The following is a 25,817-nucleotide window of genomic DNA, read 5'->3' as shown; positions in this document are numbered from 1 at the left end:
CGGGGCGGATGCCCCGGCGTGCAGGACGCCAGTCTCGCCAGAATTGACAACGTTGTCCAGACGATATGCTCGACGCCACGCCCCGACAGCCCGGATAGCCTCAGAGCGAGCAGCCACTGCCTCCCCAGCGGGCAGCCACCGACACAGGGAACAGGATCGCCGCACCGTGACCGACACCGCCCGCAGCACCACCCGCTACGGCACCCGGCCCACGATGAAGGACGTCGCGGCGCGCGCCGGCGTCGGCCTCAAAACGGTTTCCCGCGTGGTCAACGGCGAGCCGGGCGTGACGCCCGACACCGAGCGGCGCGTGCAGGAGGCGATCACCGCGCTCGGCTTCCGCCGCAACGACTCGGCGCGCGTGCTGCGCAAGGGCCGCACGGCCAGCATCGGGCTGGTACTGGAAGACCTCGCGGACCCCTTCTACGGGCCGCTGAACCGCGCCGTCGAAGAGGTCGCGCGCGATCACGGGGCCCTGCTGATCAACGGCTCCAGCGCCGAGGACCCCGCCCGCGAGCAGGAGCTGGTGCTCGCGCTGTGCGCCCGCCGGGTGGACGGCCTGGTGATCATCCCGGCCGGTACCGACCACCGTTACCTGCAACCGGAGATAGCGGCCGGCGTCGCCACGGTATTCGTGGACCGGCCGGCCGGGGAGATCGACGCGGACGTCGTACTCTCCGACAGCTTCGGCGGCGCGCGGGACGCGGTGGCCCACCTGATCGCGCACGGCCACCGCCGGATCGGCTTCATCGGCGACCAGCCGCGCATCCACACGGCCATAGAGCGGCTGCGCGGCTACCGAGCGGCGATGGACGAGGCGGGGCTGCCGGTCGACGAATCGTGGGTGGCGCTGGGGTCGACGGCGCCGGAGCGGGTGCGGTCGGCGGCCGAGGCGATGCTCGCCGGGCCGGCGCCGGTCACCGCGCTGTTCTCGGGCAACAACCGCGTCACCGTCACCGCCGTACGCGTCCTCGCGGACCGTCCGCGCCCGGTCGCCCTGGTCGGCTTCGACGACTTCGAGCTGGCCGACCTGATCACCCCCGGCATCACCGTCGTCGCGCAGGACGCGGCCCGGCTCGGCCGTACCGCGGCGTCCCTCCTCTTCCGCCGCCTGGACGGCACCGACGAGCCGCCGCAGCAGCGCGTCATCCCCACCCGCCTGATCCCCCGCGGCTCCGGCGAACTGCCGCCCGCCTAGCACCTCCCGTTACCGCTGACTCTCCCCTTCTTTCAGCCTTTGAAATACCCCCGGGGGTACCCACTGTTATGGTGGGCACCGATACCCCCGGGGGTACACGCACAGGGGTATACATTTCTCGATACGGAAGGAAGGGGCGCTGCCGTGTTTTTCGTCGACACCCTGGAATTCGAGGGGCTGGGCAACCGCAGCTACTTGGCCGGTGGCCGCTCGGCCGCGGTGGTGATCGACCCGCCACGCGACATCGACCAGGTCCTCGCGGCCGCCGCCCGGCGCGGGGTCCGGATCGCCTACGTCGCGGAGACCCATGTGCACAACGACTACGTCACCGGCGGGCTGGAGCTGGCCAGGGTCAGCGGCGCCCGCTACCTGGTGCCGGCCGACGCGGCGGTCTCCTTCGCACGCACGCCGATCGCCGACGGCGACACCGTCACGGTCGACGAGGGAGGCGAAGGAGACGAGGGGGACCAGGGAAGCCAGGGCTTGGTTCTGCGGGCGGTGGCAACCCCCGGGCACACCCCGCACCACACCTCCTACGTACTGGAAGAGGCGGGCAGGGGCGTGGCCGCGTTCACCGGCGGCTCGCTGCTGATCGGCACGGTCGGGCGGCCCGACCTCGTCGAGCCGCGGCTGACCGAGCGGCTGGCCCGCGCCCAGTACGCCTCGGCGCACCGTCTCGCCGACGAGCTGGATGACGAGGTGCCCGTGCTGCCGACGCACGGCTTCGGCAGTTTCTGTTCGTCGGCGCAGGCCGAGGGGGACAGCACGACGATCGGCGCGGAGCGGCGGAACAACGCGGCACTCACCAAGGACGTGGACACCTTCGTCGCGGAGATGCTGGCGGGCCTGGAGGACGTACCGGCGTACTACGCGCACATGGGCCCGGCCAACGCGGCGGGGCCCGCGCCCGTGGACCTCACCCCGCCGGAGTCCGCCGACGCCGAGCAGCTCGCACGGCGGCTGGCGGCCGGTGAGTGGGTGGTGGACCTGCGCAACCGGGTCGCGTATGCCGCCGGCCACCTCGCCGGGTCGTTCAACTTCGAGGGCGAGGGGAAGCTCGCCACGTACCTGGCCTGGCTGATCCCCTGGGGCAAGCCGGTCACGCTGCTGGCCGAGACGCCAGGGCAGATAGCCGACGCGCAGCGGGAGTTGGCGCGGGTGGGCATCGACCGGCCGGCGGCCGCGGCCACGGGCGCGCCGGACAGCTGGATACGCGAGGGGGACGAGCTGCGCTCCTTCCCACGTGCCACCTTCGCCGACCTCGCGGCCGTTCCCGAAGACGAGGTGCAGGACCTGGTCGTACTGGACGTACGGCGCGACTCCGAGCGCGCCGGCGGGTACATCGAGGGCTCGCTGCACATCCCGATCCACGAGCTGCACGGCCGCGTCGGAGAGGTGCCCGCGGGCGTGGTGTGGGTGCACTGTGCGGGCGGGATGCGGGCGGCGATAGCGGCGTCCCTGCTGGACGCGGCCGGGCGGGACGTCGTCGCCGTCGACGACGGGTTCGACGCCGCCGCGCCGGCCGGGCTCCGGCTCGCGCACCCCGGGCCGGGGACCGCTACGGCTCGATGACGGGACTCATCCTGGCCCTGGTCGCCGGGGCCGTGGTCGGCCTCGCGCTCGGCGCGCTCGGCGGCGGGGGCAGCGTGCTCGCCGTCCCCGCGCTGATCTACCTCCTCGGCTTCACCCCGGCGGCGGCGACCACCGCCTCTTTGCTCATCGTCACCGTCACCTCGCTGACGGCCCTGTACGCGCACGCCCGCGCGGGCCATGTGCGATGGCGGGCCGGCGCGCTCTTCGCGGCCGCCGGGCTGCTGCCGGCGGCGCTGGCCGGCGCGGTGGCGGCCCGGCTGCCGCAGCAGGTGCTGACCCTCGCCTTCGCGGGCGTCGCGGCGCTGGCGGCCACTCGGATGCTGCGCGGCGCCCGGCCGGACGCCGCCTGCCGGGAGGCGCCCGCGCTACGGCCGGCCATGGCGGCGGGCAGCGGCGCCGGACTGGGCGCGCTCACCGGGCTGCTGGGGGTCGGCGGCGGCTTTCTCGCCGTACCCGCGCTCGTGACCGTGCTGGCCTTCGAGATGCGGGCCGCCGTCGGCACCAGCCTGCTGGTCATCTCGGCCAACTCGCTCGCCTCCCTGGCCACGCGCGGCGCGACCATGGGCGGGCTGGACTGGGCCGTCATCGCGCCGTTCACGGCCACCGCGGTCCTGGGCGCGTGGGACGGCAAACGGCTGGCCGCGAAGGCGTCGGGCCCGCTGCTGCAGCGTACGTTCGCAGGAGTACTGCTGGCCGTGGCCGCGTTGATGGTCGTGGACGCGGTGACGTGACCCGGAGGCCCTGCCCCATGCCCCACACCTCATGCCCAGTACACGAGTCACCCAAGAGCTACGCGACACACGAAAGGCAATGATCCCGTGACCACCATTTCCACCACCCCCACCGCGCTCACCGCCGACCAGGCGCACGCCCGGCTCGGCGAGCTGACCGTCATCGACGTACGGACGCCCGGCGAGTACGGCTCAGGCCATCTGCCCGGCGCGTACAACATCCCCCTGGACCGTCTCGGCGAGGCCGTGCCCGCGCTCCGCAACGCGGCGGCGCGGGACGACCTGCTCATGGTGTGCGCCTCGGGCAACCGGTCGGCACAGGCCTGCGCCGCCCTCGCCGAGCAGGGCGTGCCTGCCGCCACCCTGACCGGCGGCACCAACGGCTGGGTGCAGCACGGCTTCGACGTAGCGCGCCCGGAGGGCGGGCACGCCGTCTGGGCGATGGAGCGTCAGGTGCGGCTCGCCGCCGGGTCGCTGGTGCTGACCGGGCTGCTCGCCGGGCGCCGGTGGCCCGCCGCCCGCCTGCTGTCGGCCGGTATCGCCGGCGGGCTGGTCTTCTCGGCCGTCACCGACACCTGCGGCATGGCCCGGGTGCTGAGCAAGCTGCCCCACAACCGGGCCGGTGCCACGGACCTGTCCGCCACGCTGGCCGCCCTGAAGGGCTGACCGCCCGGATCAGCCCGCCTGCGTCGGCCGGCCCGCGAGCCCGTCCAGGTCCGCGCGGGTGAGGCCGGTGAGCCGGGCGACCTCGGCGATGTCGACGGCGCCGCAGTCCAGGCCGCGCAGCAGGTAGCCGCTGAGCGCCTTGGCCGTCGCGGGCTCGTCCATCACGGCGCCGCCGGCCTTGGCGACGTACGCGGCGAGGCGCGCGGCGGCCTTTTCGAGGCCCTCGCGGTAGAAGGCGTACACGGCCGCGTACCGGGTCGGCAGGTGCGCCGGGTGCATGTCCCAGCCCTGGTAGTACGCGCGGGCCAGCGAGCGGCGGACCAGGCCGTGGTGGAGCCGCCAGGCGTCGTGCACCTGGGCGGTGGCGCCGACCGGGAGGACGTTCGTGGAGCCGTCGGACAGCCGGACCCCCGTACCGGCTGCCGCGACCTGCATGACCGCCTTGGCGTGGTCGGCCACCGGGTGGTCCAGGGACTGGTGCGCCGCGCTGACCCCGCAGGAGGCGCTGTAGTCGAAGGTGCCGTAGTGCAGCGAGGTGGCGCGCCCCTCGGCCGCCTCGATCATGCGGGCGACGGTGGCGCGGCCGTCGGCGCCGAGGATCGACTGGGTCGTCTCGATCTGGATCTCGAAGCCGATCCGGCCCGCGGCCAGGCCGTGCTCCTTCTCGAACGCCTCCAGCAGCCGGACCATGGCCGTGACCTGCTCGGCGTAGGTGACCTTGGGGAGGGTGAGGACGAGGCCGTCGGGGAGCCCGCCGGCCCGCATGAGGCCGGTGAGGAAGATGTCCAGGGTGCGGATGCCGCGGTCGCGGACGGCGGCCTCCATGCACTTCATGCGGATGCCCATGTACGGGGCTGCCGTGCCGTCCTGGTACGCGGCGGCGATCGTGGCGGCGGCGCGGGCCGCCGCGTCGTCCTCCTCGGCGTCCGGGCGGGCGCCGTAGCCGTCCTCGAAGTCGACGCGCAGGTCCTCGATGGGCTCGCGCTCCAGCTTGGCCCGTACGCGGTCGTAGACGGGCCCGGCGAGCTCCTCGGAGATGCCGAGTACGGAGGCGAGGGCCGCGGCGTCCGGGGCGTGCTCGTCCAGGGCGGTGCGCGCCGCCTCGCCCCAGGAGCGGATGGTGTCGGCGGCGAAGACGTCACCGGGGACGTAGACGGTGTGGACGGGCTGGCGGGTGCCGGGGTCACCTGGGTAACGCCGCGCGAGGTCCGCGTCGACCTCGGCCAGAGAGGCCCCGATCTCCTCGCGTACGGCGCTCGCAAGGCTCGTGGCCACGGTCTCCTGCTGCGGCATTCGACACCCTCCCGATATGGGGACGTTTCCATCCCAAGGTTCGCTTAAGAGTTAGGCAAGTTTCGCTTCATGGAAGCTAAACTCCGCATGGCGAAGCTATCCGTGCCGTCTGTCCAGGTCAACACCCATCTTGCCGCCGCGCACAGTTCACGCCTTTCCGGCAAACGCCGGGCCCCGTACGCGGCGTGCGCGTACGGGGCCCGGCGAGGTGGCGCGGGACGGGTCAGCCCTTGCGGGTCTTGACCTCGTCGGTCAGCGCGGGGACGACGTCGAAGAGGTCGCCGACGACGCCGTAGTCGACCAGGTCGAAGATCGGGGCCTCGGAGTCCTTGTTGATGGCCACGATGGTCTTCGAGGTCTGCATACCGGCGCGGTGCTGGATCGCGCCGGAGATGCCCGCGGCGATGTACAGCTGCGGCGAGACCGACTTGCCGGTCTGGCCGACCTGGTTGGTGTGCGGGTACCAGCCGGCGTCCACCGCGGCACGCGAGGCGCCGACGGCCGCGCCGAGGGAGTCGGCGAGCGCCTCGATGACCGGGAAGTTCTCGGCACCGTTGACACCGCGGCCACCGGAGACCACGATCGCGGCCTCGGTCAGGTCGGGGCGGCCGGTCGACTCGCGCGGGGTGCGGGAGACGACCTTGGTGCCCTTGGAGGAGTCGGCCACGGTCACCGCGAGCGCCTCGACCGTACCGGCGGCCGGCGCGGCCTCCGGAGCGGCGGAGTTGGGCTTGACGGTGATGACCGGAGTGCCCTTGGAGACACGGGACTTGGTGGTGAACGAGGCCGCGAACACGGACTGCGTGGCCACCGGGCCCTCGTCGCCGGCCTCCAGGTCGACGGCGTCGGTGATGATGCCGGAGCCGATGCGCACCGCGAGGCGGGCGGCGATCTCCTTGCCCTCGGCGGAGGAGGGCAGCAGCACGGCGGCCGGGGAGACGGCCTCGTAGGCGGCCTGCAGCGCGTCCACCTTGGGGGCGACGAGGTACTCGCCGAACTCCGGGGCGTCCGCGGTCAGGACCTTGACCGCGCCGTGCTCGGCGAGCGCGGCGGCGGTGTCGGCCGCGCCGTTGCCGAGGGAGACGGCGACCGGGTCGCCGATGCGGCGGGCGAGGGTGAGCAGTTCGAGGGTCGGCTTGCGGACGGCACCGTCCACGTGGTCGACGAAGACAAGGACTTCAGCCATGGGATTGCACTCCTGCGGGAAAAGATGCGGCGGTTGAGGGGCGACCGAGCCGGGGCGAACCCCGGCCGCAGGGGCCTTAGATGAACTTCTGGCCCGCCAGGAACTCGGCGAGCTGCTTCGCGCCCTCGCCCTCGTCCTTGACGATCGTGCCGGCCGTACGGGCCGGACGCTCGGTGGCGTCCTCGACCTTGGTCCAGGCGCCCTCCAGACCGACCTCTTCCGCGTCGATGTCCAGGTCGTCCAGCTCCAGGGACTCCACCGGCTTCTTCTTGGCGGCCATGATGCCCTTGAAGGAGGGGTAACGCGCCTCACCGGACTGGTCGGTGACCGACACGACCGCCGGCAGCGAAGCCTCCAGCTGCTCGGTGGCGGTGTCGCCGTCACGACGGCCCTTCACCACGCCGCCCTCGACGGAGACCTCGGAGAGCTGGGTGACCTGCGGGACGCCCAGCCGCTCGGCCAGCATCGCGGGCAGCACGCCCATGGTGCCGTCGGTGGAGGCCATGCCGCAGACGACCAGGTCGTACCCGGTCTTCTCGATGGCCTTGGCCAGCACGAGGGAGGTGCCCAGCGCGTCGGTGCCGTGCAGGTCGTCGTCCTCGACGTGCACACCCTTGTCGGCGCCCATCGACAGCGCCTTGCGGATCGCGTCGTTGGCGTCCTCGGGGCCGACGGTGAGGACCGTGATCTCCGCCTCGCCGGCCGCTTCCTTGATCTGGAGAGCCTGCTCGACGGCGTACTCATCCAGCTCCGAGAGCAGACCGTCCACATCGTCGCGGTCGACGGTCAGGTCCTCGGCGAAGTGCCGGTCGCCGGTGGCGTCGGGCACGTACTTCACACAGACAACGATCCTCAGGCTCACGCCGGCTCTCCTACCTGCTTCGTCGCTTCACAACTGCCTTGTGCTGGCAGCATAGGCGCCTGTTGGGGCGGCTCCCGGTCGGGTGCGCGTCCCCGCGCCGACCGAAATATTACTCGCCAGTACACCTGTGCATTTCCCCGATATCAAGCTCGTCGAACTGTGACCTTGCCAACGGCCCCGACCTGGCGTGTCGGGGCCGCCGGACGGGGTGTCAGTCACGTAGGGCGGTGAAGCTTCCCTGGTGGTACAGCAACGGCCGGCCCGGCCCCGTCGGGTCCCCGACGACGGCCTCGGCCAGCACGATCCGGTGGTCCCCCGCGGGCACCCGCGCCACGACCCGGCCGACCAGCCAGGCGAGTACGCCGTCGAGGACCGGCACACCCTGGGGGCCGGTGTGCCACGAGGTGGGAGCGGCGAAGCGGTCGGCGCCGCTGCGCGCGAAGGTGGCGGCCAGCTCGTGCTGGTCCTCGCCGAGTATGTGCACGCCGACGTACTCCGCCTCCGCGAGGACGGGCCAGCTGGAGCTGCCCACGCCCACCCCGAAGGAGATCAGGGGCGGTTCGGCGGCGACGGAGGTGAGGGAGGTGGCGGTGAAGCCGACCGGCTGGGCGTGCGGGCCCTGCGCGGTGATCACGGCGACTCCCGCCGCGTGCCGCCGGAAGACCGAGCGCAGCAGTTCGGGAGAGGCCAGCTGGGGTGCCGCGAGATCGGACGAGACGGTCATGAACGTGTCCTTCTGCTGTGGTGTACGAACCGGAGCGGTGGTGCTGTCGTCGCTGCTCACACGCCCGGACAGCGCGCGCTCGCGGTGCGCAGGAGGTCCACGTGGACACGTCCGTACAGAAGGGGATCAGGCCGCATGACGTCAGACTGACGATGCGTGCGTGATGCAGTCAAGTGCTCACGGGCAGGTGCGACCACAATCACGCAGCGTGCACGAGTCACGCGCGGGGATTCATACGAGTCACGCGCAAGGATTCAGGTGCCGACCGCGGCACCCAGGGCCGCGATGACATCCGCCTTGCGGGGCTGCCCCGAGGCGCGGCGCACGACCGTGCCGGCCGCGTCCAGGACGAGGACGGTCGGGGTGCGCACGATGCGCAGCTCCCGTACGAGGTCGAGATGGGCCTCGGCGTCGATCTCGGTATGGGCGACGCCCGGCACCATGGCGGCGACCTCCTCCAGGGTGCGGCGGGTGGCCCGGCACGGCTGACAGAAGGCGCTGGAGAACTGCACGAGCGTGGCCGGCTCCCCCAGTCCGGCGCCGATCCGCTCCGCGGTCAGCCGCTCCGTGCCCTGCTGTCCTGCCGCCTGCCCTGCCACCTTCGGCCTTCCGTCGCTGCGCCGTCGCACGTGTACGCGTACGTGCCTCCGGTGTCAGCGTAGGCGCGCCGACGATGATTCCCGGCCGGTGTACCGTCTGCGGCGAGGGCCCGGTTGGCCGGCGGTCACCGGGGTACGCGGGAGGGACCCACCGAACACCGACGTGACGAGGATCTCCCGGCCCGAAGCGGCCCGGCGGTAGCTCCTGGGCCCTTCTTCGGGCACGATCTCCCGAAAGCCGCAAAGCTACGGCCGCGTAACTTCCCGCCGGGAGAGCCCCTCCCCAGGCACAGAAGGGGACCCCCCGACAATGGCAGAGCTCGTTTATCCGCCCGTCATCGGCTTCGCCCGCACGGCGTTCAAGGCGCTGGACCTGAAGTTCGACATCGCCGGGACGGAGAACATCCCGCGGCACGGCGGCGCGGTGCTGGTGAGCAACCACATCGGGTACCTGGACTTCATCTTCTGCGGTCTGGCCGCGCTGCCCGCCAAGCGGCTGGTGCGCTTCATGGCGAAGGACTCGGTCTTCCGGCACAAGGTGTCCGGGCCGCTGATGCGCGCGATGAAGCACATCCCCGTGGACCGCTCGCAGGGCGTGCACGCCTACCGCCACGCGCTGAGCGCGCTGCGCGGGGGCGAGATCATCGGCGTCTTCCCCGAGGCCACCATCTCCGAGTCCTTCACGCTGAAGAACTTCAAGTCCGGCGCGGCCCGGCTGGCACAGGAGGCCGGCGTACCGCTGCTGCCGATGGCGCTGTGGGGCACACAGCGGCTGTGGACCAAGGGCCACAAGCGCGACCTGGGGCGGAACCACTTCCCGATCACCATCCGGGTCGGCGAGCCGATCGAGGCGCCCGCCGAGGAGCAGGCCGAGAAGATCACCGACCGGCTGCGCCTGCGGGTGCAGGACCTGCTGGAGGCGGCCCAGCGCGCCTACCCCGTACGCCCCAAGGGTCCGGACGACACCTGGTGGGTACCGGCCCACCTGGGCGGCACGGCACCGGCACCGAGGACGGCGGGCTGACCCCGGAGGGCGCGGCTCAGCGCTCCCCGTAGCGCGTATGCCCGCAGCCCCCGTGGGCGCCCGGCTCAGCGGCGGATCTCGCCCATTTCGATGCGCGCGCCCGGGGAGAACTTCTCCAGCGTCTCGGCCAGCTCCGCGCCCGCCTCTTCCAGCGCGTCCAGGGTCATCGGCGCCATCCGCTCCAGCAGGAACAGCGCGCTGGTGGAGTCCTCGGTGAGGCGGGTGCGGACGCCCTGGCGCCAGTTCCAGCGGCGGCAGGTGACACCGATGCCGTCCTGCCAGACGACCTCGCCGGGCTCGGGGTGCTCGATGACCTCTTCCCCGCCGGCCGCCGTCTCGAAGGGCTCGTCCCCGGTGGCGCGGACGAGACGCATACCGCCCTCGATGCGGCCCAGGTCCTCGCCGCCGACCGGGACGACGTGCGCGACGCTGACCGCGTTGTAGACGTCGACGAGGCGGTTGACGCGGGGCAGGCCGCCGTCGGCGAGGGCGCGCCGGGCCAGCGCCTCGGCGGAGTTGCGGGTGCGCGAGGGCTTGGCACCAAAGGCGGTGTACGCGGCGCGCCAGGCGGCGATATGGGGCTCGTCCTGCGGGGGCGTGCCGCCCAGCCGCGCGGCGAGCCGGGCCGCCGCCTCGTCCAGCAGTGCCGAACTGGCGTCGTCGCTGGGCCCGTTGACCAGGTCGTGGGCCTCGACGACGAGGTGGGCGAAGCCGGGCGCCAGCGCCCGGACGTCATCGGAGACGGTGACGGAGATGCTCATGGCAGGCATTCCAGCACGCGCGAGCGCGGTTCAGCAAGCTGCACTATGAAGTACAGCCCACTGAACCGCGCGTCGCGTACCGTGCGCTGGGCTTACGGCCTGCCCATCTCCTCGCGGAGCGCTTCCACGAAGCCGTCCACGTCCTCCACGGTGGTGTCGAACGAGCACATCCACCGGACGTCGCCGGCCGCCTCGTCCCAGAAGTAGAAGCGGTACCGCTTCATCAGCCGCTCGCTCACGTCGTGCGGCAGCCGCGCGAAGACGGCGTTGGCCTGCACCGGGTAGAGGATCTCCACGCCCTCGACCGCGCGCACCCCGGCGGCCAGCCGCTGCGCCATCGTGTTGGCGTGCCGGGCGTTGCGCAGCCACAGATCCTTGGCCAGCAGCGCTTCCAGCTGTACGGACACGAAGCGCATCTTCGAGGCCAGCTGCATCGACAGCTTCCGCAGATGCTTCATGGCGCGTACGGCGTCGGGGTTGATGACGACCACGGCCTCGCCGAAGATCGCCCCGTTCTTCGTGCCGCCCAGCGACAGGATGTCCACGCCCACGGCGTTGGTGAACGTCCGCATGGGAACGTCCAGCGACGCCGAGGCGTTGGCTATCCGGGAGCCGTCGAGATGTACGACCATGCCGCGCTCGTGGGCGTGCTCGCAGATGGCCCGGATCTCTTCGGGGGTGTAGACCGTGCCGAGTTCGGTGTTCTGCGTGATCGAGACGGCCTGCGGCATGGCCCGGTGCTCGTCGTCCCAGCCGTACGCCTCGCGGTCGATGAGCTCGGGGGTGAGCTTGCCGTCCGGGGTGGGGACGGTCAGCAGCTTCAGGCCGCCGACCCGCTCCGGCGCGCCGCACTCGTCGACGTTGATGTGCGCGGACTCGGCGCAGATCACCGCGCCCCAGCGGTCGGTCACGGCCTGGAGGGCGACGACGTTGGCGCCGGTGCCGTTGAAGACGGGGAACGCCTCGGCGGTCTGCCCGAAGTGGCTGCGGATGACGCGCTGGAGATTCTCGGTGTACTCGTCCCCGCCGTAGGCGATCTGGTGACCGCCGTTGGCGAGGGCGAGCGCTTCGAGGATCTCGGGGTGCGTGCCGGCGTAGTTGTCGCTGGCGAAGCCGCGTACCGAGGGGTCGTGGTGGCGCCGCGCGTCGGTCTTGCCGGCACTCACGGCTTGGGGGTCAGCCACAGACGCTGTCCATTCACTTCGTGGGCGGGCCGGTTCCAGACGCCGACGACGGCTTCTGCCAGCTCCGTCACGTCCGTGAAGCCCGCGAATTTCGCGTTCGGTCGCTCGGCGCGCATCTGATCGTTGACGAGCGCCTTGACCACCAGGATGGCAGCCGCCGCGTGCGGGCCGCCGTCGCCCCCGGCCTTGCGGAAGGCGTCGCCCAGCGCGAGGGTCCAGGCTTCGGCGGCGGCCTTCGAGGCGGCATAGGCGGCGTTGCCGGCGGTGGGCTTGCTCGCGCCTGCCGCGCTGATGAGCAGGTAGCGGCCGTTGCCGCTGCGCTTCAGCGGACCCTCGAAGGCGAGCGAGGTGTGCTGGACGGTACGGATCAGCAGCTTCTCCAGCAGGTCCCAGTCGGCGAGGTCGGTCTCGGCGAAGGACGCGGAGCCGCGCCAGCCGCCCACGAGGTGCACCAGGCCGTCGACCCTGCCGAACTCCTTCTCGGTCCGGTCCGCCCAGTCCCGCGTGGCGTCCAGATCCAGGAGGTCGACGGTGTCGCCGGTGACGGTCGCGCCGCCGTGTGCGTACCGCGCGGCGTCCACCGCCTCGGCCAGCCGCGCGGCGTCCGCGTCCGAGGCGACGACCGTGGCGCCCGCCTCGGCCAGCCGCATCAGCGCGGCGCGCCCCGCCGGCCCGCCCGCGCCGGCCACCGCGACGACCGCGCCCTCCAGTACGCCCTGGTTACCGGTCGTAGTAGTCATCTCGGCCTCCCGCTGCTGCTTCTCGTCCGCGCTCACGCCGCCGCCCCTGCCTCGTCGCCGGCCGTGATGCCCTTCGTGGAGGCGATGACATCACGGAGCTTCTTGCGCAGGGCCTCATAGAACATGCTCAACGGGAATTCGTCCGGAAGCACCTCGTCGACGAGTTTGCGCGGCGGGAGGCTCAGGTCCAGGGCGTCGGGGCCCTTGGCCCAGACCGAGCCGGGGTGCGGCGCGAGGTAGGTGGAGACCAGGTCGTACGCGGCGAACCAGTGGACCAGCTTGGGCCGGTCGATGCCGTCGCGGTAGAGCTTCTCGATCTCGCCGCACAGCTGCTGGGTGACCAGCGGGGCCCGCTGCCAGTCGATGTGCAGGGTGTTGTCCGTCCAGCGCACGACGTCGTGCTTGTGGAGGTACGCGAAGAGCAGCTGGCCGCCCAGGCCGTCGTAGTTCTTCACGCGGTCGCCGGTGACCGGGAAGCGGAACATCCGGTCGAAGATCACGGCATACTGGACGTCCCTGGCCTGCGGAAGCCCCTCCGCCTCCAGCTTCACGGCCTCCTTGAAGGCGGTGAGGTCGCAGCGCAGCTCCTCCAGTCCGTACATCCAGAACGGCTGCCGCTGCTTGATCATGAACGGGTCGAAGGGCAGGTCACCGTGGCTGTGCGTGCGGTCGTGCACCATGTCCCACAGGACGAACGCCTGCTGGCAGCGGTCCTGGTCGGCGAGCATCGCGCGCACGTCGTCCGGGAGGTCGATGCCGAGGACGTCCACGGCGGCCTCGCTGACCCGGCGGAAGCGCGCGGCCTCGCGGTCGCAGAAGATGCCGCCCCAGCTGAAGCGCTCGGGCGCCTCGCGCACGGCGATGGTCTCGGGGAAGAGCACCGCGGAGTTGGTGTCGTAGCCCGCGGTGAAGTCTTCGAAGGTGATGCCGCAGAACAGCGGGTTGTCGTAACGGGTGCGCTCCAGCTCGGCGAGCCACTCGGGCCAGACCATGCGCAGCACGACCGCTTCGAAGTTGCGGTCGGGGTTGCCGTTCTGCGTGTACATCGGGAAGAGGACCAGGTGCTGCAGACCGTCCGCGCGGTCCCGGGCCGGCTGGAAGGCGAGCAGCGAGTCCAGGAAGTCCGGCACGGCGAAGCCGCCGTCGGCCCAGCGGCGCAGGTCGGCGACGACCGCGCGGTGGTACGCGGCGTCGTGCGGCAGCAGCGGGGAGAGCGCCTCGACCGCGGATATCACGCGGTCCACCGTGCGCCGGACCGTGGCGGCGTCGGGCGCGCCCTCGGCGTCGAGGTCGATGGAGCCGTCCGCGGACTGCCAGGGCCTGATGGCCTCGACGGCGTCCTTCAGTACGGGCCAGGCCGCGTGCTCGACCACGCGCTCCGCGCTCGTCGTGCCCACCTGGACACTCACAGGCGAAAGAATTTCCGTCATGACTGCCCTCCGGCAGGAGATCGTTCGGTGGGTCCACCGTAACCGGGACGCTCCCGTCCCTCAAGGGGGATCAACGGAAATCATCCTGTCCAGCTCCACCATGGAAGATGTTTTTCCTGTGGACGTAGCGGGAATCGGCGTTTTCTGCCGTACCGGCCATGCGAGTGACATACGCACGGTGACCGACCGAAACCGGTCACCAGTCGGCGTTCGTACGATCACCGAACGATCAGGAACGTCCCGGATCGCGAGATGTTCGGGCTCCGCGACCGCGCTCCCCCACCGCGCCCCGAAGATGGCCGGGCAAGCACGCCGTACCGCCGCCAGGGGGCCATCACGTACCCGCGACTCCCCGTCACCGCCTGGGCCGTGCTCGGGCTGCTCTCCTTCCGTGACGGCCGCACCGGCTACGACCTCAAGAAGTGGGCCGACGCCTCACTCCGCTTCTTCTACTGGTCACCGGCCATCAGCCAGATCTACGCCGAGCTGCGCCGCCTGGAGGAGCTGGGGCTGGTCACCTCGCGGCGCTCGGGCCCGGACGAGCCCCGGGCCAAGCGCCGCTACACGATCACCGAGGACGGCCGCGACGCGCTGGCCGCCTGGGCGGACGGCGCACAGGACTGCGGCCCGCCGGTCCTCAAGCACCCGCTCCTCCTCCGCGTCTGGCTGGGCCACCTCGCCGTACCGGGCACGCTGCGCGCCCTCGTGGAGCGGCACCGCGAGCGCACCCGGGCCGGGCTGCGGGAGGTACGGGAGGCGCTGGCCGACGCGGGCCCCGAGCCGGAGTGGGACTTCCCGCGCGTCGCGCTGGGCTGGAGCGAGCGGCAGCACCTGGCGGAGCTGGAGCTGACCGAGGCGATGCTCGCCGACCTGGAGCGGCTGGGCGGCCGTCAGCACGCGCGGGACGCGCCCACGCACGGGTGAGGGGATTCGCGTGCCCGCGCCCCGCCCCGGTAGGACAGCTGTCCCCGTACCGCCCGACGCAGAGGGAGCCGCTTCGCGTGAGTACCCGTGCCGTACTGGTCGCCGCCGTCATCACCGGCCTCGTCCTCGGGGTCGCGAGCGCCCGCGCGGGCCACGCCGCGACGACATCCGGCGTTCCCTTCGCCGTCAGCGTGGCCCGTTAGGCTGGCCGCCGTTTCCGGCAGCCGTGCCACAGCCGGTGGCCGGTGCCGCACCGCCAGCCACAGCCGACAGCCACAGAAGCGAGGCAGCCTTGTCCTTCCTGACCATCGGACACCGCGGGGTCATGGGCGTCGAGCCGGAGAACACCCTGCGCTCCTTCCGCCGCGCCGAACACGAAGGGCTCGACCTCATCGAGCTGGACCTGCACCTCAGCAAGGACGGTGCGCTCGTCGTCATGCACGACGCGGATGTGGACCGCACGACCGACGGACACGGGCCGATCGCCGACCACACCCTCGCCGCGCTGCGCGAGATGGACGCGGGCAAGGGCGAGCGCATCCCGGTCTTCGAAGAGGTCGTCGAGGCGGTGCGGGCGCCACTGCAGGCCGAGATCAAGGACGTGGCGGCGGCCCGCGCGCTGGCCGACGTGCTGCGCGAGCGCGACCTCGTCGACCGGGTCGACGTGATCTCCTTCCACGACGAGGCGCTGGCGGCCGTCCGCACGCTGCTGCCGGGCGTCCGCACGGGCCTGGTGGCGAGCCGGTACGGCACGGACGTGGTGGACCGGGCACGCACGGTGGGCGCGGAGTACCTCTCGCTGAACATCCGCCGGCTCACCCTGGAGCTGGTCGAACGCGCGCACGCGGCCGACCTGCGGATGCTGGCCTGGACCGTGAACACCCACGACCAGCTGCGGATCGCCCGCGGGATGGGCCTGGACGGCGTGGTCACCGACTTCCCGGAGATCCGCCGGGCGACCCGCTTCACGGCGTAGCCGCCGCGCCGCGTCCCGTGCCGAGCGGCCCCGGTTTCAGGCCAGCTTCTTGACCAGCAGCTCGAATTCCAGGTCGTCGCGCTGCGGGATGCCGAAGCGCTCGTCGCCGTACGGGAACGGGGTCATCCGGCCGGTGCGCGCGTAGCCGCGGCGCTCGTACCAGGCGATCAGCTCGGCGCGCTGCCGGATGACCGTCATGTGCATCTCGCGGGCGCCCCACTCGGCGCGCACGGTGCGCTCGGCCTCGGCGATGATCACCTTGCCCAGGCCGCCGCCCTGGAGCGCGGGGCGCACCGCGAACATGCCGAAGTAGGCGTGCTCACCGCGGTGTTCGAGCTGGCAGCAGGCGACCGGCTCGCCGTCCCGCTCGGCCACCACGAGCCGGCTGCCCTCGGCGGCGACCACCGCGGCGACGCCCTCGGGGTCCGTGCGCTGCCCGGCCAGCAGGTCCGCCTCCGTGGTCCAGCCCGCGCGGCTGGCGTCCCCCCGGTACGCCGACTCGATGAGGTCGACGAGCGCGGGGACGTCGGACGCGGTGGCGGCGCGGAAGGTCAGCTCGGGTGCGGGCGTGGTGGCCATGGCGGGCGGGGGTCCTCTCGGGCGGGCGGACGGCGGTGTCGAGGCTAACAAGGGCACGGGTCCGCACGTCGCCGTGTTCCGGAAGCCGGGCACCCCTTAGGGTCCGTGGCATGGTGCAGGTACTGAGCAGCAGAGTGCTGGTGCGGCCGGCCGACCCCGAGCGGTCGCGGGAGTTCTACGGAAAGGCGCTGGGCCTCCCGGTGTACCGGGAGTTCGGCACGGGGCCCGAGCGCGGCGTCGTGTACTTCCTGGGCGGCGGCTTCCTGGAGGTCTCGGGCCGCTCCGAGCAGCCGCCCACGGCGACGCTCCAGCTGTGGCTCCAGGTCGCGGACGCGGCGGCGGCGCACGAGGAACTGGCGGCGCACGGTGTGGAGATCCTGCGGCCGCCGGTCAAGGAGCCGTGGGGGCTGATCGAGATGTGGATCGCCGATCCGGACGGCCACCGGATCGTCCTCACGGAGGTCCCGGCGGACCATCCGCTGCGGTACCGGCCGGGGATCTGAGCGGCCCCCGCACGGGAAGCACGCGGGAATCGCGCGGGAATCGCACACGCGCTCCGTCGTGCGCCTGTGCGCTCCCGTGAAGCGGGTTCGGGGCGGGCATCCTGCGAGCGGAAGAGATCGTTCGCGTCGGGACACGGGAATCCCGGCGCGGCGGTCCGCACGTGCTCCAGGGGCCGCAGGCGCCCCAGGGGGGAGGTATGCCGTGCACGGACCGACGATGACCGGCTGGCTGCTGGTTGCGCTGTGCGCAGCGGCGAGCGGGTACTGCCTCGTGCGCTCACGCGCGGGGACCGAGCGGGATCCGGCCCGGCGCGGGCAGGCACGCGGCGAAGGGCTGATGGCGCTGGGCATGGCGGCGATGGCGCTGCCGGCCGCCGTCGTGCCGGTGCCCGGCTGGTCGGCGTGGGTCTTCGCGGCCGCCTTCGGGGCGACGGGTCTGTGGGCCCTCGCCGCCCGCCATCCGCATCACGCGGTGGGGTCGCTGGCCATGGTGTACATGGCGCTGGTGATGACGACGGTGCGGGCCGGTGCCGGACACGCGGGCCATGCGGGACACGACGGTGCGGGCGGGATTCCGGTACTGACGGGCCTGCTGCTCGCGTACTTCGCGGTGCACGCCGTCGCGTCCGGCATACGCCTGATACCGGCCCCCGCCGTGGCCCCCGCCGGTGGCCTGCCCGCCGTGCCGCGGCCCGAGTTGCTGAGCGCCTGCCGCACGGCCATGAGCGTCGGCATGTTCACGATGCTGCTGACGGTCTGAGCGTTCGGAAGCGCCGTACACCTCCCCCGCCGGTGGCGTGCGTCACTTCCGTGGCGAGACCGTACCTACGAGTAGCCTCCCGCCATAAGGTGACGGCCATGATGGTCCCCTTCGCGCTGATCCTCCTCGGCGCGCTGGCGGCGGCAATGGCGCCGCGCCTGATGGCCCGCGCGAGCTGGCCCGACCGCGAGCCGGTGCTCGCCCTGTGGGTCTGGCAGTGCGTGGTCGCCGGTGTGCTGCTGTGCTGTGTGCTGGCCATGTCCCTGAGCGCCGCGGCCGCCTGGGAGGCGGTGCGGGGCAACGTCTTCGCGCTCGCCCCGCACGACGTCATCGAGGCCTACGCGCTCGGCGCCTACGGCTCCTGGGCGGCGCCGTTGGCCGTGCTCCTCGCCTGCGGCGGCGCGTGGACCGCCGTCGTACTGACGCGGGAGGTACGGGCCTCGCGGGCGCGCCGCAAGCGGCGCCGGGCCGACGTGGCGCTGCGCTCCCCGCTGCTGCCCGGCGAGGAGCGGACCGACGACCCGCTCGTGGTGCTGGAGGGCGACCGCGCCGAGGCGTGGTGGCTGCCCGGCCTGTCGCCCCAGCTGGTCGTCACCACGGCCGCGTTGCGCCGGCTGAAAGGGGATCAGCTCGACGCGGTGATCGCGCACGAGAAGGGCCACGCCCTGGCGCGCCACCATCTGCTGCTGAACTGCGCGACGGCGCTGGCCGTGGGATTCCCGCAGGTGCCGGTCTTCGCGGCGTTCCAGGACCAGGTGCACCGGCTCGTCGAGCTGTGCGCCGACGACATGGCCTCGCGCCGCTTCGGACGGCTGACGACCGCCCTGGCGCTGGTCGAACTGAACGAGGACCGCGGGGTCTTCGGCCCCTGCCCGGCGCAGTGCGCGCAGGTTCCGGCACGGGTCGACCGGCTGCTCGCCCCGGCCGCCCGCCTCACGCCGCGCCGCCGGCTCGGCATGACCGCCGTGGCCGCCCTGGCACCGGTCGTCCCCCTCCTGATCACCTTCGTACCGGGGCTGAGCGCACTCACCTGACGGCGGTGCGGTGCGGCGCGCGGCACCGGCGCGCTCCCGCCATCGGTCCGGCGCGCGGCACGGGCGCGGCTGTGAGGTGGCCGGGGCCCCGGTGGTTCGGCCAGGATCGGGGCATGGGTACTCCGTCGTCCTCCGGCACCGGCAGCGCACCCGGGACGGCCACGCCGCCTGGGCCAACGGCGGGCGCGCGGGCGCTGTGCACGGCGGGGTGGCTCGCCGCCGCTGCCGTGGCGCTCGGCGTCCTCGTGGCCGTCCGCTGGGCACCGCTGATGCATACGGACCGGACCATTGCCGGGGACCTGCACCAGGTCGCGCGCGCCTCGCCGGACTGGACCGAGGCGAACCGCGTCCTCACCGACTGGGTGTGGGACCCGTGGACGATGCGCGCGGTGCTGGTGGTGTTCGTGGGGTGGCTGGTGTGGCGCGGAGTACGCGTCCTCGCCGCCTGGGTGGCGGCCACGTCCGTCGCCGGCACGCTGCTCCAGCAGGGCCTCAAGGCCCTGGTGGACCGGCCGCGCCCGGTCTGGTCGGACCCGGTCGACTCCGCGCACTACGCCTCGTTCCCCTCGGGACACGCGATGACCGCCATGGTCGCGAGCGGGCTGGCGCTGTGGGTACTGGCCGAGCGCGGCGCGCCCGTGGTGTGGCGCCGGGTTGCGGCCGCACTGGCCGTGGTGTCCGTGCTCGGCGTCGGCTGCACCCGCCTGTACCTCGGCGTGCACTGGCTCTCCGACGTACTGGCCGGTTGGCTGCTGGGCGCGGCACTGGTGGCCGCCGCTGCCGGCCTCTACACCCGCCTCGCCTCGGCCGCGGCGACCCCGCCTCCCGACGCCGAATGAGCACACCGACCCCACCCCGCCACGCTCGCCCCTCCCCCGTATGCCCTTGGCCCGGACCGCCGTACAGGACAGGATGGTGACCATGGCGTACAAGGGCGTGCTCTTCGACTTCTCCGGGACGCTGCTGCGGATCGAGCCGGTCGCCACCTGGCTGCGCGCGGCGCTCGACGCGACCGGGACCACCATGACCGAGGACGAATTCGACCGCGCGGTACGGGAGTTGGACCGCGCCGGCGCGCTGCCCGGCGGCTCCTCGCCCGAGCGACTGCCCGCCGGCCTGGAGGAGCTGTGGCGGACCCGGGACCGCACGGCCGAGCACCACCGCGAGCTCTACACCACCCTCGCCCGCCAAGTCCCCCTGCCCACCGAGGAGTTGTACGACGCCCTGTACATCCGCCACAAGTCGCCGGCCGCCTGGGCGCCGTACCCGGACGCCGCCGAGGTACTGGGCGCACTGCGCGACCGCGGCGTGGCGACCGGCGTGGTCAGCAACATCGGCTGGGACCTGCGCCCGGTACTGCGCGCGCACGGCCTGGACCCGCTGATCAGCACGTACGTCCTGTCCTTCGAGCACGGCATCCAGAAGCCGGACCCGCGCATCTTCGAACTGGCCTGCCGGGAGCTGGGGCTGCCCCCGCAGGACGTCCTGATGGTCGGCGACGACCGGCGCGCGGACGGCGGCGCGCAAGCACTCGGCTGCGGCTACCTCCCCGTCGACCACCTCCCGGCCGACGCCCGCCCGAACGGCCTGAGCCCGGTCCTCCCCCTGGTCGACTGACGGAAGCCGCACGGCTCCCGTGACGGGTTCTCGTCGGGCTCGTGCAGCTCGCTGACGAAGCCGCGGTCCGGACACTCCAGGACGGCGAGCTTCAAGCCGTAGCACGCCGTCCCGCCGGCAGGTCTCGCTCTACGACAGCGGCACCGCGCTGACCAGCTGCTTTGCGCCAGCGGACGGGGCTCGACGGAGCAGAACGAGAAAGATGCGAGGCACGCGCTTGAGGCCCCAATAAAGGGTGTATAACGGTAGAAAGCGGTCGAGTCCGCATGGGCCAGTCGTAGGGAGAGGCTGATCGTGACCTCTGTCCAGAACAGCCGGGCGCCAAAGCCCGCGCCGCACCCGCTGCGGCGCGCAACCGACTGGCCGGCTGCGGGCCCCGGGCGCCGTTCGGGCTGCATGCTGCGCGACCCCGGCTCTCACCCCGGGCGGCGGGCATCCGACCGCCTGACCACTACCGCACCCGTGCCTCGCGCCACCGTGCGCAGGATCGCCACCCCACGGAGCAGGCGGACCCGCTCGGCGTCATCGCGCGCCACGGCCGGACGTCAAAAAGCGGACTCCGAAGGCGGCCCAGGCGGCGACACCCCCCGGCCCTCTCGGGCCACCTCTTCGGCATGCCCTGCCAGGCCCCAGCACCCGGGCCCTGGCAGGGCATGCCGTGTATCCGGGCGAGGCGACTCCTGATGCGCCGCGGGCTCGCAGGCGTGGCCACAGGACTGGCGCTGGCGCTGAGTGTCGCGGCGCTGGCCGCCTGGTTGATCCCGACCTACCTGGGCAACGGGCGAGACGGCCGTGCCGCCTCCGCACAGCCCTCCTTCGCGCCGTACGCCCTCATCGCCATCGACTCCACGTCGGATGCGCTCCGTGCCGCGACGGAGATCGGGGTCAAGCAGTTCAATCTCGGCTTCGTGGTCGCCGACGGTGGCCGCTGCGGGCCGGAGTGGGGCGGCGGTAAAAAGCTGCGGTCCGCCGCCGTTGCCCAGCGGATCGATGACCTGCGCGCCGGCGGCGGAGACGCCCGGGTCTCCTTCGGCGGCCAGCTGGGCACGGAACTGGCCCGCGCCTGCCCGTCGGTGGCCGCGCTGGAGAAGGCGTACGCGAAGGTGGTCGACGCCTATGGGCTGACCAAGGTCGACTTCGACCTGGAGGGGGCCGCGGCGGCGGACACGGGGGTCAATGCGCGGCGCGCCCAGGCCGTCGCCCGGCTGCAGAAGACCCACCCGGATCTCGACGTATCCATCACGCTCGCGGTGGAACCGCAGGGAATGGCCCAGAAGGACGTGAGGCTGCTGACCGATGCGAGAAAGCGCGGCGTTGACATCTCCGCGGTGAACATCCTGGCGATGCACTACGGCGACTCGTACGACGGTGACATGGGGGAATACGCCATCCAGGCCGCCACCGCGTCCCAGCGGCAGATCAAAAAGGCGCTGGCGATCAAGAATGACGCCACGGCGTGGCGGACCCTCGCCGTCACCCCGATGGTCGGCGTCAATGACACAAAGACCGAGGTGTTCACGGTCGGGGACGCCAAGCAGTTGAAGAGATTCGCCGACAGCAAGGGGCTCGCCTGGCTGTCGATGTGGGCGGCCGACCGTGACCAGCAGTGCGCCGAGGGGGCGACGAAGAAACCCCAGCCCACCTGTTCCGGAATCCTCCAGGACGAGCTGGCCTTCACGCGCACGTTCGCGCCCGAACCCGACGCAAACTCATAATTCAAACCCGAATTCCGCCACTGACCCGAATTCCGCCACTGATTTCTGCGATGCGCTGGGGAAATCGGGCTGGTGAGCCAGTGCGCCCTGATAGAAGATCAAAGGCCTTGTTTCCCGTATCACGCCCGGGGGGCTCGGACGAATTGAATGGAATCTCCGTGATGAATCTGCAGCTCAAGCAGGGCGACGAACACCCGGTATTCGTCGCTTCCTCCGGCCGCCGGGCTCACCTCCTCTGGGTCCTCGGAATTGTCATAGCCCTCGCTTGCCTGGCCTATGCCGCGCTGATCGGCATTTCCTTCATGGGTGATTCCGGCCGCGCCCCGGATCCGGTGCCCGCGTCGTCCGCCGCATACCGGAGTGTGAGCGTCCCGTGATCGCACGACACCGTGTTCCAAGAGCGCCGCGCCGTGTCGGCAGCGTCGTACGGCGCATCCTGCCCCGTCCCCGGGTCGTGCTCGCCGTCCTCGGCCTGCTCGCTCTTGCCTGCCTGCTGATGCTCAACGGTCATATGGACGCGCACCTGAAGATCGACCCGAAGGCGAACAAGGCCGGAGCCTGGGACCTGGTGCCCGAGTCGATCCTCCAGGGCGGCCCGGTCATCGACCAGGAGCACGGAAAGCTGGTCAGCCGCTCCATTCCGCAGAAGACGATCGTGCTCTCCTTCGACGATGGTCCGGACCCCTCCTGGACGCCCAAGGTGCTCGAGGTGCTGCGCCGACACCACGTGCGCGCCGATTTCTTCCTGATCGGCCAGAACATCGCCCGCCACCCCTCCGTGGTGCGCACGATGGTGGACCAGGGCCATGAGGTGGGCGTGCACACCTTCAGCCACGTCAACCTCGGATCCAAGAGCCACGCGAGCATCGACCAGGAGCTGTCCACGACGCAGTCAGCGCTGGCCGGGGCCGCGGGCGTCACCACCTCGCTGATCCGCACGCCTTACTCCGCCACTCCCAGAGCCATCGACGACACATCCTTCCCGGTCCTGAAATACCTCTCTTCCAAGGGCTACACCACCGCCTACGTCGACACCGACAGCGATGACTGGAAGAAGCCCGGCATCGAGAACATCGTCCGTAACGCCACCCCGCAGGGCAGCAACAAGGGCGCCCTGGCGCTGTTTCACGACGCGGGCGGCGACCGCTCCGAGTCCGTCAAGGGCGTGGACGCCTACATCACCCATATGAAGGCCAAGGGCTACCGGTTCACCACGATCAGCGCAGCCGTGGGGTCCCCGAGCGCCATGCACAACGCCACGGGGACGACCCTCTGGAAGGGCCGGGCGATGCTGGCCGTGACAGCGGTGGCGACATGGACTGCTCCCTGGCTGGCCTACCTCTTCTACGTCGTCGGAGGCATGGTCGTCCTCCGCTTCGTCATGATGCTGGTCCTGGCCGGCCGGCACTACCGTCAGCGCAACCCCAAGGGCTCCCGGGGGGAGTTCTCCTGGGGGCCGCCCGTCACCGAACCGGTGTCGGTCCTGGTGCCCGCGTACAACGAGAAGGAGTGCATCGCCCATACCGTGCGCTCGCTGATGGCCAGTACCCATCCCATCGAAGTCATCGTGATCGACGACGGGTCCACCGATGGCACCGCGGACATCGTCGAGGCCCTCGGGCTCCCGAATGTCCGCGTCCTGCGACAGCGGAACGCCGGCAAGTCCGCGGCTCTCAACAACGGAATCGCCCACGCTCGCCACGACATCATCGTGATGATGGACGGTGACACGGTCTTCGAACCGTCCACCGTCTCCGAACTTGTCCAGCCCTTCACCAACCCGCGCATCGGCGCGGTCTCAGGCAACGCCAAGGTCGGCAACCGCACATCACTCATCGGCGCCTGGCAGCACATCGAGTACGTAATGAGCTTCAACCTCGACCGCCGGATGTACGACGTCCTGGACTGCATACCGACCATCCCCGGCGCGGTCGGAGCCTTCCGGCGCCGGGCGCTGGAGGAGGCGGGCGGCATGAGCGGGGACACCCTCGCCGAGGACACCGACATCACCATCGCCATGCACCGCGCGGGCTGGCGTGTCGTCTATCAGGAGCACGCCGTCGCCTGGACCGAGGCGCCGAGCAGTTTCCGCCTGTTGTGGCGGCAGCGTTACCGCTGGAGTTACGGCACCATGCAGGCTCTCTGGAAGCACCGCCGCTCGGTCGTCGAGCGCGGGGCCTCGGGCCGCTTCGGCAGGGTCGGCATGCCGCTCCTGGGAATCTTCCACGTCGGTGCCCCACTGCTGTCGCCGGTCATCGACGTCTTCACCCTCTACGGGATGATCTTCCTCTCCCCCTGGAAGTCGCTGGCGGTCTGGTGCCTGTTGCTCCTCTTCCAGCTCCTGTGCGCCGCCTTTGCGTTCCGCCTCGACCGGGAGCGCTACCGCTGCCTGGTGATGCTCCCCCTCCAGCAGGTCGTCTATCGGCAGTTGATGTACATGGTGCTCATCCACTCCTGCATCACGGCGGCCACCGGTGCGCGACTGCGCTGGCAGAAGATCCGCCGCACCGGCGAAGTGGTCGCGCCGTCTCCGAATGCGTCGACCGTCGCGTCCACCGGCGAACGCCAAGCTGCGAGCGCTGCGCCCCCTGGAGCAGTGCCACGCTCTGAGTCGCCGGTGGCCCCACCTGTCCGGTCGGACAGTAAGGCAGATCCCGCGGGGTCTCGCCGGTGAGGGTCAAGGGAGACGATGGACTGCGGACCAGGGCGCTGCGTACCGAGGGACAACCCCCGAAGTCGGCGAGGAAGCGCACTGGCATTCCGCGGATCGCCCCCGCCACCGCGTTTGGTGGCGGAACTACGAATCCGAGCCGGGGGGCGGCGGCTGGGCGGAGTCGTGGGCGCCCCGGTGCCCCAGCAGGCCCCGGCGGCCATGCAGGCGATGACTGTGCAGGCGATGGCCGTGCGGGTGTGCCGCCATCCGCCCGGCCTGCTGGCCGTTCAGGCGGTGGATCAGGAGCGCCCCCAGAACGACCATCGCGAGAATGACGGCGATGGTGATGCCGGTGTCCATGGCGGTCTCACCGCCTCTCTCTGACGGAAACAACCAAGACCACGGGGGCGTCGCATTACGACGCCCAGGTGATTTCAGCGTACTCCTGCTGCGTACTGACTCCACCCGGGGCGAGGGCGCCTCTCACTCCCCCCTCAGGGCCGCTTCACATCCGTATGGATGGCCAGTTTGAATTGGGCGTGGGTGATCGGGGCCGGCACCTTGGTGTCGCCGCTGGCGCGGGCGGAGATTTTCAGGCCGACCGGGGTGCCGGGGTGGACGAAGATCTGCCACATGTAGGTCTTGTACTGGCCGCCGCCGGTCTTCCAGGTGTCCGTCGTGGCCGTGGAGTCGTAGCCGCCGGCACTGCTCAGCGGGTCGCGGACGAAGCGGGCGCGGTATTCGTTGGGGCGGGAGTCGGCGGCCCAGAAGACCATCGCGGAGAGCACGCCCCAGCCTTCGTGGCTGGGCCAGATCAGTCCGGAGCGGGCGTCGGGGAAGGCCGAGGGGGTGCCGCCGCCGTTGGCCGGGTCGTGCATGCGCCACGGGTCGTAGTTCTCGTCCGAGGCGCCGTACGGGAAGCGGACGAGGTGGTAACCGTCGGAGTCGTAGGAGATCTTCTGAGTACGTGCGCCGTGCCGTTTCGCGTCCCACAGCAGGGAACAGATGGTGACGGACACCTGGGCCTCCTTCGGAAAGCCGACGGCGCGCGTTCCGTGCCGCGCG

At 71.7% G+C, this 25,817-nt stretch carries 29 protein-coding genes; 16 read left to right on the top strand and 13 right to left on the bottom strand.

What is annotated here, in order from left to right; translation table 11 throughout:
• The first annotated feature begins 166 nt into the window (after positions 1-166).
• From ACZ4MH_RS03430 to ACZ4MH_RS03415, 4 genes are all read left to right on the top strand, one after another.
• Positions 167-1,198, top strand: coding sequence for a LacI family DNA-binding transcriptional regulator (locus tag ACZ4MH_RS03430; RefSeq protein ID WP_351598593.1), 1,032 nt, complete (start codon positions 167-169; stop codon positions 1,196-1,198).
• Between the two features lie 144 nt (positions 1,199-1,342).
• Positions 1,343-2,770: an MBL fold metallo-hydrolase gene (locus tag ACZ4MH_RS03425; protein ID WP_467753951.1), complete on the top strand. Its 1,428-nt coding sequence runs from the start codon at positions 1,343-1,345 to the stop codon at positions 2,768-2,770.
• Positions 2,767-3,522 (top strand): sulfite exporter TauE/SafE family protein, encoded by a 756-nt coding sequence (locus ACZ4MH_RS03420; protein ID WP_467753949.1) that lies wholly within the window; start codon positions 2,767-2,769, stop codon positions 3,520-3,522. The genes ACZ4MH_RS03425 and ACZ4MH_RS03420 overlap by 4 nt, the downstream gene beginning before the upstream one ends.
• Positions 3,523-3,618: 96 nt before the next feature.
• The gene (locus ACZ4MH_RS03415) at positions 3,619-4,188 is read left to right on the top strand and encodes a rhodanese-like domain-containing protein (protein WP_467754176.1); all 570 of its coding nucleotides are present in this window, start codon (positions 3,619-3,621) and stop codon (positions 4,186-4,188) included.
• 9 nt (positions 4,189-4,197) lie between these two features.
• On the opposite strand, the gene ACZ4MH_RS03410 is transcribed toward ACZ4MH_RS03415, so the two are convergent.
• The 6 genes from ACZ4MH_RS03410 to ACZ4MH_RS03385 all read right to left on the bottom strand — a co-directional run bounded on the left by ACZ4MH_RS03410 (position 4,198) and on the right by ACZ4MH_RS03385 (position 8,882).
• The gene (locus ACZ4MH_RS03410) at positions 4,198-5,481 is read right to left on the bottom strand and encodes a DUF6986 family protein (protein WP_351598873.1); all 1,284 of its coding nucleotides are present in this window, start codon (positions 5,479-5,481) and stop codon (positions 4,198-4,200) included.
• 223 nt (positions 5,482-5,704) lie between these two features.
• Positions 5,705-6,667: an electron transfer flavoprotein subunit alpha/FixB family protein gene (locus ACZ4MH_RS03405; protein ID WP_351598875.1), complete on the bottom strand. Its 963-nt coding sequence runs from the start codon at positions 6,665-6,667 to the stop codon at positions 5,705-5,707.
• Between the two features lie 76 nt (positions 6,668-6,743).
• Positions 6,744-7,529, bottom strand: a complete 786-nt coding sequence (locus ACZ4MH_RS03400; protein WP_351598877.1) for an electron transfer flavoprotein subunit beta/FixA family protein — start codon at positions 7,527-7,529, stop codon at positions 6,744-6,746.
• Positions 7,530-7,740: 211 nt separating this feature from the next.
• A complete protein-coding gene (locus ACZ4MH_RS03395) occupies positions 7,741-8,253 on the bottom strand; it encodes a flavin reductase family protein (RefSeq protein WP_351598879.1) in 513 nt (170 codons plus the stop codon).
• 56 nt (positions 8,254-8,309) lie between these two features.
• Positions 8,310-8,390, bottom strand: coding sequence for a putative leader peptide (locus tag ACZ4MH_RS03390; RefSeq protein ID WP_351598915.1), 81 nt, complete (start codon positions 8,388-8,390; stop codon positions 8,310-8,312).
• A 117-nt stretch (positions 8,391-8,507) separates the two neighbouring features.
• Complete coding sequence (locus ACZ4MH_RS03385; RefSeq protein ID WP_467753945.1) at positions 8,508-8,882, bottom strand: thioredoxin family protein; 375 nt, start codon at positions 8,880-8,882, stop codon at positions 8,508-8,510.
• 280 nt (positions 8,883-9,162) lie between these two features.
• On the opposite strand from ACZ4MH_RS03385, the gene ACZ4MH_RS03380 reads away from it, so the two are divergent.
• Complete coding sequence (locus ACZ4MH_RS03380) at positions 9,163-9,876, top strand: lysophospholipid acyltransferase family protein (protein WP_351598883.1); 714 nt, start codon at positions 9,163-9,165, stop codon at positions 9,874-9,876.
• 65 nt (positions 9,877-9,941) lie between these two features.
• Here the strand turns inward: ACZ4MH_RS03380 and ACZ4MH_RS03375 are convergent, their stop codons facing one another.
• The 4 genes from ACZ4MH_RS03375 to ACZ4MH_RS03360 form a co-directional block, all read right to left on the bottom strand.
• A complete protein-coding gene (locus ACZ4MH_RS03375) occupies positions 9,942-10,637 on the bottom strand; it encodes a B3/B4 domain-containing protein (protein ID WP_351598885.1) in 696 nt (231 codons plus the stop codon).
• 92 nt (positions 10,638-10,729) lie between these two features.
• Positions 10,730-11,803: a threonine aldolase family protein gene (locus tag ACZ4MH_RS03370; protein WP_351598887.1), complete on the bottom strand. Its 1,074-nt coding sequence runs from the start codon at positions 11,801-11,803 to the stop codon at positions 10,730-10,732.
• Complete coding sequence (locus ACZ4MH_RS03365) at positions 11,800-12,561, bottom strand: SDR family NAD(P)-dependent oxidoreductase (RefSeq protein WP_351598917.1); 762 nt, start codon at positions 12,559-12,561, stop codon at positions 11,800-11,802. Before ACZ4MH_RS03365 ends, ACZ4MH_RS03370 begins: the two co-directional genes overlap by 4 nt.
• A gap of 32 nt (positions 12,562-12,593) precedes the next feature.
• Positions 12,594-13,991 (bottom strand): DUF6421 family protein, encoded by a 1,398-nt coding sequence (locus ACZ4MH_RS03360; protein WP_351598889.1) that lies wholly within the window; start codon positions 13,989-13,991, stop codon positions 12,594-12,596.
• Positions 13,992-14,360: 369 nt separating this feature from the next.
• Here ACZ4MH_RS03360 and ACZ4MH_RS03355 point away from each other — a divergent pair, with 369 nt between their 5' ends.
• The 3 genes from ACZ4MH_RS03355 to ACZ4MH_RS03345 all read left to right on the top strand — a co-directional run bounded on the left by ACZ4MH_RS03355 (position 14,361) and on the right by ACZ4MH_RS03345 (position 15,891).
• On the top strand, positions 14,361-14,915 hold the full coding sequence (locus ACZ4MH_RS03355) for a PadR family transcriptional regulator (RefSeq protein WP_467754173.1): 555 nt from the start codon (positions 14,361-14,363) through the stop codon (positions 14,913-14,915).
• Between the two features lie 77 nt (positions 14,916-14,992).
• A complete protein-coding gene (locus ACZ4MH_RS03350; RefSeq protein WP_351598893.1) occupies positions 14,993-15,118 on the top strand; it encodes a hypothetical protein in 126 nt (41 codons plus the stop codon).
• An 89-nt stretch (positions 15,119-15,207) separates the two neighbouring features.
• Positions 15,208-15,891, top strand: coding sequence for a glycerophosphodiester phosphodiesterase (locus ACZ4MH_RS03345; RefSeq protein ID WP_351598895.1), 684 nt, complete (start codon positions 15,208-15,210; stop codon positions 15,889-15,891).
• A 36-nt stretch (positions 15,892-15,927) separates the two neighbouring features.
• On the opposite strand, the gene ACZ4MH_RS03340 is transcribed toward ACZ4MH_RS03345, so the two are convergent.
• Entirely contained in the window at positions 15,928-16,470 is a 543-nt protein-coding gene (locus tag ACZ4MH_RS03340; protein WP_351598897.1) for a GNAT family N-acetyltransferase, read from the bottom strand.
• Between the two features lie 110 nt (positions 16,471-16,580).
• On the opposite strand from ACZ4MH_RS03340, the gene ACZ4MH_RS03335 reads away from it, so the two are divergent.
• The 8 genes from ACZ4MH_RS03335 (at position 16,581) to ACZ4MH_RS03300 (ending at position 24,773) form a co-directional block, all read left to right on the top strand.
• A complete protein-coding gene (locus tag ACZ4MH_RS03335) occupies positions 16,581-16,973 on the top strand; it encodes a VOC family protein (protein ID WP_031059322.1) in 393 nt (130 codons plus the stop codon).
• Between the two features lie 202 nt (positions 16,974-17,175).
• Positions 17,176-17,733: a DUF5134 domain-containing protein gene (locus ACZ4MH_RS03330; protein ID WP_351598900.1), complete on the top strand. Its 558-nt coding sequence runs from the start codon at positions 17,176-17,178 to the stop codon at positions 17,731-17,733.
• 98 nt (positions 17,734-17,831) lie between these two features.
• Positions 17,832-18,767, top strand: coding sequence for a M56 family metallopeptidase (locus tag ACZ4MH_RS03325; protein WP_351598902.1), 936 nt, complete (start codon positions 17,832-17,834; stop codon positions 18,765-18,767).
• A gap of 113 nt (positions 18,768-18,880) precedes the next feature.
• Complete coding sequence (locus ACZ4MH_RS03320) at positions 18,881-19,606, top strand: phosphatase PAP2 family protein (protein ID WP_467753940.1); 726 nt, start codon at positions 18,881-18,883, stop codon at positions 19,604-19,606.
• 82 nt (positions 19,607-19,688) lie between these two features.
• A complete protein-coding gene (locus tag ACZ4MH_RS03315; protein ID WP_351598921.1) occupies positions 19,689-20,384 on the top strand; it encodes an HAD family hydrolase in 696 nt (231 codons plus the stop codon).
• A 683-nt stretch (positions 20,385-21,067) separates the two neighbouring features.
• Complete coding sequence (locus tag ACZ4MH_RS03310) at positions 21,068-22,099, top strand: chitinase (protein WP_467753938.1); 1,032 nt, start codon at positions 21,068-21,070, stop codon at positions 22,097-22,099.
• A gap of 161 nt (positions 22,100-22,260) precedes the next feature.
• Entirely contained in the window at positions 22,261-22,476 is a 216-nt protein-coding gene (locus ACZ4MH_RS03305; protein ID WP_351598905.1) for a hypothetical protein, read from the top strand.
• Complete coding sequence (locus tag ACZ4MH_RS03300; RefSeq protein ID WP_467753936.1) at positions 22,473-24,773, top strand: bifunctional polysaccharide deacetylase/glycosyltransferase family 2 protein; 2,301 nt, start codon at positions 22,473-22,475, stop codon at positions 24,771-24,773. Before ACZ4MH_RS03305 ends, ACZ4MH_RS03300 begins: the two co-directional genes overlap by 4 nt.
• 123 nt (positions 24,774-24,896) lie before the next feature.
• On the opposite strand, the gene ACZ4MH_RS03295 is transcribed toward ACZ4MH_RS03300, so the two are convergent.
• Positions 24,897-25,112, bottom strand: coding sequence for a hypothetical protein (locus tag ACZ4MH_RS03295; RefSeq protein ID WP_351598907.1), 216 nt, complete (start codon positions 25,110-25,112; stop codon positions 24,897-24,899).
• A gap of 134 nt (positions 25,113-25,246) precedes the next feature.
• Complete coding sequence (locus ACZ4MH_RS03290; protein ID WP_351598909.1) at positions 25,247-25,771, bottom strand: hypothetical protein; 525 nt, start codon at positions 25,769-25,771, stop codon at positions 25,247-25,249.
• Between the last annotated feature and the right edge of the window lie 46 nt (positions 25,772-25,817).

The sequence above is a fragment of the Streptomyces sp. NPDC026301 genome (genome assembly GCF_055567935.1).
The sequence above is the reverse complement of the archived record's forward strand: the minus strand, read 5'-3'. Positions and strand labels throughout refer to the sequence as shown.

What these genes read in the sequence shown, in the direction of transcription:
- ACZ4MH_RS03375 (WP_351598885.1), bottom strand. Translation starts at nt 10,637, where the DNA reads ATGAGCATCTCCGTCACCGTCTCCGATGACGTCCGGGCGCTGGCGCCC.
- ACZ4MH_RS03295 (WP_351598907.1), bottom strand. Translation starts at nt 25,112, where the DNA reads ATGGACACCGGCATCACCATCGCCGTCATTCTCGCGATGGTCGTTCTG.
- ACZ4MH_RS03405 (WP_351598875.1), bottom strand. Translation starts at nt 6,667, where the DNA reads ATGGCTGAAGTCCTTGTCTTCGTCGACCACGTGGACGGTGCCGTCCGC.
- ACZ4MH_RS03360 (WP_351598889.1), bottom strand. Translation starts at nt 13,991, where the DNA reads ATGACGGAAATTCTTTCGCCTGTGAGTGTCCAGGTGGGCACGACGAGC.
- ACZ4MH_RS03315 (WP_351598921.1), top strand. Translation starts at nt 19,689, where the DNA reads ATGGCGTACAAGGGCGTGCTCTTCGACTTCTCCGGGACGCTGCTGCGG.
- ACZ4MH_RS03335 (WP_031059322.1), top strand. Translation starts at nt 16,581, where the DNA reads ATGGTGCAGGTACTGAGCAGCAGAGTGCTGGTGCGGCCGGCCGACCCC.
- ACZ4MH_RS03380 (WP_351598883.1), top strand. Translation starts at nt 9,163, where the DNA reads ATGGCAGAGCTCGTTTATCCGCCCGTCATCGGCTTCGCCCGCACGGCG.
- ACZ4MH_RS03420 (WP_467753949.1), top strand. Translation starts at nt 2,767, where the DNA reads ATGACGGGACTCATCCTGGCCCTGGTCGCCGGGGCCGTGGTCGGCCTC.
- ACZ4MH_RS03320 (WP_467753940.1), top strand. Translation starts at nt 18,881, where the DNA reads ATGGGTACTCCGTCGTCCTCCGGCACCGGCAGCGCACCCGGGACGGCC.
- ACZ4MH_RS03365 (WP_351598917.1), bottom strand. Translation starts at nt 12,561, where the DNA reads ATGACTACTACGACCGGTAACCAGGGCGTACTGGAGGGCGCGGTCGTC.
- ACZ4MH_RS03325 (WP_351598902.1), top strand. Translation starts at nt 17,832, where the DNA reads ATGATGGTCCCCTTCGCGCTGATCCTCCTCGGCGCGCTGGCGGCGGCA.
- ACZ4MH_RS03305 (WP_351598905.1), top strand. Translation starts at nt 22,261, where the DNA reads ATGAATCTGCAGCTCAAGCAGGGCGACGAACACCCGGTATTCGTCGCT.
- ACZ4MH_RS03390 (WP_351598915.1), bottom strand. Translation starts at nt 8,390, where the DNA reads ATGCGGCCTGATCCCCTTCTGTACGGACGTGTCCACGTGGACCTCCTG.
- ACZ4MH_RS03410 (WP_351598873.1), bottom strand. Translation starts at nt 5,481, where the DNA reads ATGCCGCAGCAGGAGACCGTGGCCACGAGCCTTGCGAGCGCCGTACGC.
- ACZ4MH_RS03340 (WP_351598897.1), bottom strand. Translation starts at nt 16,470, where the DNA reads ATGGCCACCACGCCCGCACCCGAGCTGACCTTCCGCGCCGCCACCGCG.
- ACZ4MH_RS03310 (WP_467753938.1), top strand. Translation starts at nt 21,068, where the DNA reads ATGCGCCGCGGGCTCGCAGGCGTGGCCACAGGACTGGCGCTGGCGCTG.
- ACZ4MH_RS03395 (WP_351598879.1), bottom strand. Translation starts at nt 8,253, where the DNA reads ATGACCGTCTCGTCCGATCTCGCGGCACCCCAGCTGGCCTCTCCCGAA.